The organism is Streptomyces cahuitamycinicus, from assembly GCF_002891435.1.
In the GTDB taxonomy this organism is placed as follows: Bacteria; Actinomycetota; Actinomycetes; order Streptomycetales; family Streptomycetaceae; genus Streptomyces; species Streptomyces cahuitamycinicus.
In genome coordinates this window covers 1-6,319 of the sequence record NZ_POUC01000446.1, presented here as the reverse complement: position 1 = coordinate 6,319, position 6,319 = coordinate 1, and the positions used below count along the sequence as shown (strand labels likewise).

Genomic DNA, 6,319 nt, shown 5'->3' with positions numbered 1-6,319 from the left:
GGCTCCAGCGGTGGCACCTCGACGAGCAGCGGCGGGGGCGGACTGGGCGATGTGGACGTGCCCGACTACGAGCCGGGGATGGATCCGGAAGACGTGACCCCGGACATGCGTGCCACGGCTGAAGCCGAGCACGGGGATATGCGCGCAGTAGGGACCGAGTGGATTTGGTTCGACAAGCGGACGAACAAGCCGTTCCCGTGGCACAAGAAGGCCTACGAGAAGGCCAAGCGCGAGGCGAAGCAGGCTGAAGTCGTCGAGGAGGAGTTGGAGAAGCTGGAGAAAGCCGCGGCCTGCTGAGCGACTACGCCTGTAGTTGCATTCCGCGCGGTCATGCCGCATTCTGGCCCCACGTCCGGCGTGCCCGGACACGAACGGCCCGCCCTTCACGTGCCCGCGAGGCAGTCACGCGCCTAGGCGAAGAGGGTGGGCCTTCGTCGTACCCACAGACTCCGCGCAGGGCCAACCCTCCGATCGCTCACACGACTCGGGTTGCTGCTGGCGCACGCCCTGCGCGGCCCCCTTCCGTCACAGGACAGGCACAACACCCCCCAAAGCCCCACGGCCCATGCCACGATTCCCCAACCAGCAGCACACCAGGGGGGATCGCATGATCCAGGCAAAGGGCCAAGGCGGACAGATCGCCTTCGACGGCCAGTACGTCACCATCACCCGCGAAGGCTTCCTCGGGCGCGCCACCCACGGCCGCGGCGAGAAGAAGCTGCACATCACCTCGATCAGCGCCGTGCAGTGGAAGCCCCCGGGCATGATGACCAACGGATTCATCCAGCTGTCCATCGGCGGCGCCGACCGGCAGGCCGCGAAGGGCTCGCGCACCCTCGACGCCACCAAGGACGAGAACAGCGTCATCTTCACCAAGAAGCAGGCGCCCGACTTCGAGAAGCTCCGTGCGGCCCTGGAGCAGGCGATCGCCGCGCAGCACGCCCCGCAGGCCCCGGCCGCCGCCGCGCCGACCTCGCTCGCTGACGAGCTGGGCAAGCTGGTGCAGCTCCGCGACCAAGGTGTCCTCAGCCCAGAGGAGTTCGAGGAGCAGAAGGCGCGGCTCCTCGGGCAGTAGCCGCCCCGCAGACTGGCCCGGCCGCCACCCCGTGCGGTCGGGCCTTCGCCATGTCCGGAGGTGACCATGCCGAACCAGTACAACCGGCCAATCACCGACGAGGACTACCAGCGCATCGCCGAGCTGCACGCCCTCGGTATGGGCCGCAACGCCATCGCCCGCGAGATCGGCCGCGCCCAGCGCACCGTCTCCGTCATCGCCGCCGAACTCGGCCTCACCTTCGACACGTCGATGACCGAGGACGCCACCCGCGCCCGCATCGCCCAGCTCGCCGCCCTGCGCGCCGACACCGCCCTCGACCTCCACCTCGACGCGCTCAAGCTCACCCAGTCCATGTGGGAGCCCGCGAAGGTCTTCAACTTCGGCGGCAAGGACAACACCTTCGCCTCCCGCGAGGTCGAGGAGCCGCCGGCCGCCGACAAGAAGGCCTTGATGACGGCGGCCGGGATCGCCCTGGAGAAGTCCCTCAAGCTCGTCCCGCCCTCCGACGACGCCGGAGCCGAGGACGCCCGCTCGATGCTCGGCCAGCTCATGCGCGGCCTCAAGGCGGCATACGAGGAGGCCGGCGGCGAGGAGGCGGAGGGTGAGTCTCCTTGACGCGCTGCCGCTGTCTCGTAAGCAGGTCGTCTCGATCGTGGAGGCCGAGGCCCGGATCAACGCGTGGGAGGGCTCGGTTCGGTCGGGCAAGACGATCGCGTCGCTGCTCGCCTGGCTGGCGTTCGTGGCGTCCGCGCCGACCGGCGGCGAGCTGGTCATGGTCGGCCGCACCCGGGACTCGCTGTACCGGAACGTCATCGCCCCGCTGACCAACCCTGAGATCTTCGGGCCGCTCACGAAGCAGATCAGCTACAACAACGGCGCGCCGGTCGCGATCATCATGGGCCGCGTCGTGCACATGATGGGCGCCAACGACGCCAAGGCCGAGCCCAAAGTGCGCGGCATGACCTGCGCCGGGGCGTACGTCGACGAGGCGACGACGCTGCCCAAGACGTTCTTCGACCAGCTCGTCGCGCGCTGCTCCGTCAAGGGCGCGAAGATCTTCACGACGACCAACCCGGACAACCCGGCCCACTGGTTCCGCAAGGACTACCTGAAGCGGCCGGCCGAAACCCGGCTCCGTTCGTGGCACTTCACCCTCGACGACAACCCCTACTTGGACCCGGAGTACGTCGCCTCGCTCAAGTCGACGTACGTGGGCCTGTTCTACCGGCGGAACATCCTCGGGCACTGGGTCCAGGCCGAGGGCGCCATCTACGAGGCCTTCGACGAGCAGCGGCACGTCGTCTCCGACATCCCGCACATTCAGCGGTGGCTGTGCGATGCGATCGACTACGGCACGACCAACCCCTACTCCGACCTGCTCATCGGGCTCGGCGCAGATCAGCGGCTGTACGTCGTCTCGGAGTACCGGTGGGACTCCCGCACGGAGCGCCGGAAGAAGACCGACGCCGAGTACTCCGCGGCCCGCCGGCGCTGGCTCGCCTCCGTGGCGCAGCCGCAGACCAACGTGCTCGGTGTGCGCCCGGAGTGGACGGTTGTCGACCCGTCGGCCGCCTCGTACATCGAGCAGCTGCACCGCGACGGTGTCTCGGGTGTGACCCCGGCGGAGAACACCGTGCTGGACGGCATCCGCACTGTCGGCTCCCTGCTCGCGGCTGACCGGCTGCGCATCCACCCCTCGGCCGTCGGCCTGATCGAGGAACTCCCCGGCTACTCCTGGGATGACGAGGCGGCGGAGAAGGGTGAGGACAAGCCCATCAAGGTCGACGACCACTCCTGTGACGCGCTCCGGTACGGCGTCCGTACGACTGAGGCCCTGTGGCGGCCGCACATCCCGACGCTCCTGGAGGTGGCGGCCTGATGGCCATGCGCGTGGAAGTCCCGACATCGGCCATCAACACGGAGATCGAACTCCCCATCACCATCGGCGTCGGGGGCGTACTCAGCACCGTCGGATCTCTGACCCTCGAAGTCCGCAGGGGGCAGGTCGAGGACTTCCGGCCCGCGCTCGCCGAGGCGCTGCGTGAGGCAGCCGACAGCCTGGAGCGGGCGGACCTGGACGAGGACGACGAGGAGGCCCAGGATGCCGCTCCCTGACCGGGACATCGCGTGGCCGCCCACCGACCCCACCGTCCAGACCGCGCTCGCCGACTGGGACGCCTGGTACTCCTCCGACCCGGACCGGCTCGGCGATCGCTACCTCAACCGCGGCATCCGCGAACTCCCCGAGAACCGGCCCTCGCAGTACCGCGGGGGCGTCATCGGCAGCATCGCCCGCTGGTTCTGGGGCCAGCCCACCGAGGACGGCCAGAAGCGCGAGAAGCTCCACATCCCCCTCGCCGGGGACATCGCGCGCACCAGCTCGATGCTGCTGTTCTCCGAGCCCCCGACCCTGTCCGGCTCCAACGACGCCACGAAGAAGCGGCTGGAGAAGCTGTCGGAGCAGCTGCACCCCACGCTGCTGGAGGGTGGCGAGGTGTGCGCGGCCCTGGGCGGCGCGTACCTGCGGCTCGTCTGGGACGAGGAGATCTCGGACCGGCCGTGGCTGACGGCAGTGCCGGCCGACCAGGCGGTGCCGGACTTCGCGCACGGGCGGCTGCGCGCGGCCACGTTCTGGCGGGTGGTGGAGGTCGACGGGAACACGGTGTGGAGGCACCTGGAGCGCCACGAGCGCGGCCGGATCCTCCACGCCCTGTATGTCGGCACCCCGGGCATGCTCGGCCGCCGCGCAGCCCTCCAAGACCACCCGTCCACCGAGCCGATCGCCCAGGAGATCACGCAAGAGGACTGGATCGAGACGGGCGCCCCGAAGCACCTGACCGCCTCGTACGCCCCCAACGTCCGCCCCGCACGGGCTTGGAGGAACATCCCGGCCGCCGCCTACTGGGGTCAGTCCGACTTCCAGGGCATCGAGCCCATCATGGACGCCCTGGACGAGACGTGGTCCAGCTGGATGCGGGACATCATCAACGGCAAGGGCCGCATCGTCGTCCCGAACTCGATGCTCGACTCCCTCGGCCCCGGGCAGGGCGCGGCCTGGAACGAGGAACGGCGGGTCTACTCCGGCCTCAACATGCTCCAGCGTCCCGGCGACCCCAACCCGCTGGAGGTCGTCCAGTTCGAGATCCGCGTGCAGCAGCACATGGACACCTGCTCCGCGCTCGTCGCCGAGGCCGCCCGGCAGGCCGGCTACTCGGCCTCGACGTTCGGGGAGCACGGTGAGGGCCAGGCGGTGACCGCGACGGAGATCAAGGCCCGGGAACGCCGGTCGCTGATCACCCGCGCGCGGAAGGCCTTGTACTGGCAGCCCGCGATCGCTGATGCGCTCGCCGCGCAGCTGGCGGTGGAGGCCGGGCCGCTGTTCGGGGTCCGCGGCCTGGATGTGGAGCCGCCGGAGGTCGAGTTCCAGGACTCCATCAGTGAGGGGCTCGGGGAACTGGCGACCACGGCGGAGCTGCTGGAGCGGGCCAGGGCCGCGTCCCGAGAGACGCTCGTGCGCCTGGTCAACCCTGGCAAGGGCGACACGTGGGTCAAGGCCGAGGTCGCGCGCATCGCGGAAGAGTCCGCAATGGCCGATCCGGCGCTGACCGGTGGCGAAGGCTTCCCCGCTCCTGGGGGCGCACCGGAAGGGGAGTAGCCGATGACGGTGTCTCCCGCGATGGCCGAAGACCTCGCCGCAGCGATCACCCGCCTGTACGAGGACGCCGAGCTGGCCATCATCGACCGGCTCCGCAAGGCCCTCGCCGAGGGGATCGAGTCGCCGCTGTGGGCGGAGATCAAGCTCCGCTCCATCGGCGACCTGCGCCAGGCCGTGGAGGAGATCACGGACGCCCTCCAAACCGACGCGAACGGGGCCGTCGCGCAGGCGCTCGCGACCGCGTACGGCCGCGGGCGCCAGGCCGCCGTCGCCGAACTCGGCGCGCTGGACATCGGCCGCGAGTTGCAGGCGCGCCGGGTCCTGCCGAACGCCCCGGCCGTCGATCGGCTCGCCGCCTCCTACGTCAGCGACACCCGCCCCCTGTACGCCCGGATCACCCGGGCCGTACTGGACGTGTTCCGGGGCGTCGTCTCGCGGGTGGCGGCCGGGCCGCTGCTTGGTATCGAGACCCGCCGCCAGGCATCACAGCGGGCCTTGGACAAGTTCGCGCGCCGCGGCGTCACGGGCTTCACCGACCGGTCCGGCCGGAACTGGGAGCTGGCCGCGTATGCCGAGATGGCCGTGCGCAGCGTGACCGCCCGCGCGGCGGTCGAGGGGCACATCGACGCCCTGGCTGAGATCGGCGTGGGCCTGGTCATCGTGAGCGATGCGCCGCTGGAGTGCGAGCTGTGCGCACCGTGGGAGGGCGAGGTTCTCACCCTGTCCGGTCCGCCCGGCCCGCAGTCGCTGCGCGTGGACCACGCAGTCCAGCCCGAGCGGCTGTTCGCGCCCACCCGCACCGTGGTCGTGCACGTCGCCGGATCGCTGATCGAGGCCCGGGCCGCTGGGCTGTTCCACCCGAACTGCCGGCACAGCTTGAGCGCGTACCTGCCGGGTGTGACCACGAGGCCGCCGCATCATCCGACGCCGGGCACGACGTACGAGGACACGCAGCGGCAGCGGGCGATCGAGCGGACCATCCGGGCGTGGAAGCGCCGCCAGGTCGCCGCCATGGACGACGCCCAGCGTCGGCGGGCGGGCGCGTACGTCCGCAAGTGGCAGAAGGCGGCACGCGAGCACGTGGCCGCGCACCCGGACCTGCGCCGCAAGCCTCAGCGCGAGCAGATCGGTACCGCCCGCTGACTACTGACTACTTTCGCCCTCTGCGCTCAGCCAGGCAGCTGGTCCGTACGCCTTATGGATCTTCGCCTGTTCACTGCCCTTGCTGACCATCACGCAGAGCGCGCCGCTGGGGTGGATGAGGTAGGAGAAGCGGCCCTCCTGTTCGTTGTCCTCGAATTTGCTGCTGACCTTCGTCACCAAAGAGATCGAAACAGACATAGCTCGAAGGTACGACGGAGTGAGTGGCCCCGCTACAGGCCCTTCATGCTTCCCGGCACCCGCCGCACGGCGACCGCCGGACGATCCCGCACGGGAGATCACCATGCAGCACCCTTTCAAGCACCCGCTGGCAACCCACGCAGCGGGAACCGTCCTCGGCAGGCGCCGCAACGGCTCGCCCATCTACGCCATCGCGGGTGGCAACGGCGAGGGCGAAGGCGGATCCGGTGGAACCCCGCCGGCACCCGCCGGTAACCCCACCCCTG

Annotated in this window: 8 protein-coding genes; 7 read left to right on the top strand and 1 reads right to left on the bottom strand. The window is 70.2% G+C overall.

The window, feature by feature from the left end; translation table 11 throughout:
- The 7 genes from C1J00_RS36275 to C1J00_RS36245 all read left to right on the top strand — a co-directional run.
- Positions 1-297, top strand: a 297-nt coding sequence (locus C1J00_RS36275) for a hypothetical protein (protein WP_219728395.1), incomplete at its 5' end; no start/stop codon positions are given.
- A 310-nt stretch (positions 298-607) separates the two neighbouring features.
- Entirely contained in the window at positions 608-1,075 is a 468-nt protein-coding gene (locus C1J00_RS36270; protein WP_102913184.1) for a DUF4429 domain-containing protein, read from the top strand.
- A gap of 66 nt (positions 1,076-1,141) precedes the next feature.
- Positions 1,142-1,672 (top strand): helix-turn-helix domain-containing protein, encoded by a 531-nt coding sequence (locus tag C1J00_RS36265; RefSeq protein ID WP_102913183.1) that lies wholly within the window; start codon positions 1,142-1,144, stop codon positions 1,670-1,672.
- Complete coding sequence (locus tag C1J00_RS36260) at positions 1,659-2,936, top strand: PBSX family phage terminase large subunit (protein WP_102913182.1); 1,278 nt, start codon at positions 1,659-1,661, stop codon at positions 2,934-2,936. The genes C1J00_RS36265 and C1J00_RS36260 overlap by 14 nt, the downstream gene beginning before the upstream one ends.
- On the top strand, positions 2,936-3,172 hold the full coding sequence (locus tag C1J00_RS36255; RefSeq protein ID WP_102913181.1) for a hypothetical protein: 237 nt from the start codon (positions 2,936-2,938) through the stop codon (positions 3,170-3,172). The genes C1J00_RS36260 and C1J00_RS36255 overlap by 1 nt, the downstream gene beginning before the upstream one ends.
- A complete protein-coding gene (locus tag C1J00_RS36250) occupies positions 3,159-4,712 on the top strand; it encodes a phage portal protein (RefSeq protein WP_102913180.1) in 1,554 nt (517 codons plus the stop codon). Before C1J00_RS36255 ends, C1J00_RS36250 begins: the two co-directional genes overlap by 14 nt.
- Before the next feature lie 3 nt (positions 4,713-4,715).
- A complete protein-coding gene (locus C1J00_RS36245) occupies positions 4,716-5,855 on the top strand; it encodes a phage minor capsid protein (RefSeq protein WP_102913179.1) in 1,140 nt (379 codons plus the stop codon).
- Here the strand turns inward: C1J00_RS36245 and C1J00_RS36240 are convergent, their stop codons facing one another.
- Positions 5,856-6,053 (bottom strand): hypothetical protein, encoded by a 198-nt coding sequence (locus tag C1J00_RS36240; RefSeq protein WP_102913178.1) that lies wholly within the window; start codon positions 6,051-6,053, stop codon positions 5,856-5,858.
- Between the last annotated feature and the right edge of the window lie 266 nt (positions 6,054-6,319).

Bases quoted from the DNA above. Each gene is read 5' to 3' on its own strand.
- C1J00_RS36240 (WP_102913178.1), bottom strand. From the start codon at position 6,053: ATGTCTGTTTCGATCTCTTTGGTGACGAAGGTCAGCAGCAAATTCGAG.
- C1J00_RS36270 (WP_102913184.1), top strand. From the start codon at position 608: ATGATCCAGGCAAAGGGCCAAGGCGGACAGATCGCCTTCGACGGCCAG.
- C1J00_RS36255 (WP_102913181.1), top strand. From the start codon at position 2,936: ATGGCCATGCGCGTGGAAGTCCCGACATCGGCCATCAACACGGAGATC.
- C1J00_RS36265 (WP_102913183.1), top strand. From the start codon at position 1,142: ATGCCGAACCAGTACAACCGGCCAATCACCGACGAGGACTACCAGCGC.
- C1J00_RS36250 (WP_102913180.1), top strand. From the start codon at position 3,159: ATGCCGCTCCCTGACCGGGACATCGCGTGGCCGCCCACCGACCCCACC.
- C1J00_RS36245 (WP_102913179.1), top strand. From the start codon at position 4,716: ATGACGGTGTCTCCCGCGATGGCCGAAGACCTCGCCGCAGCGATCACC.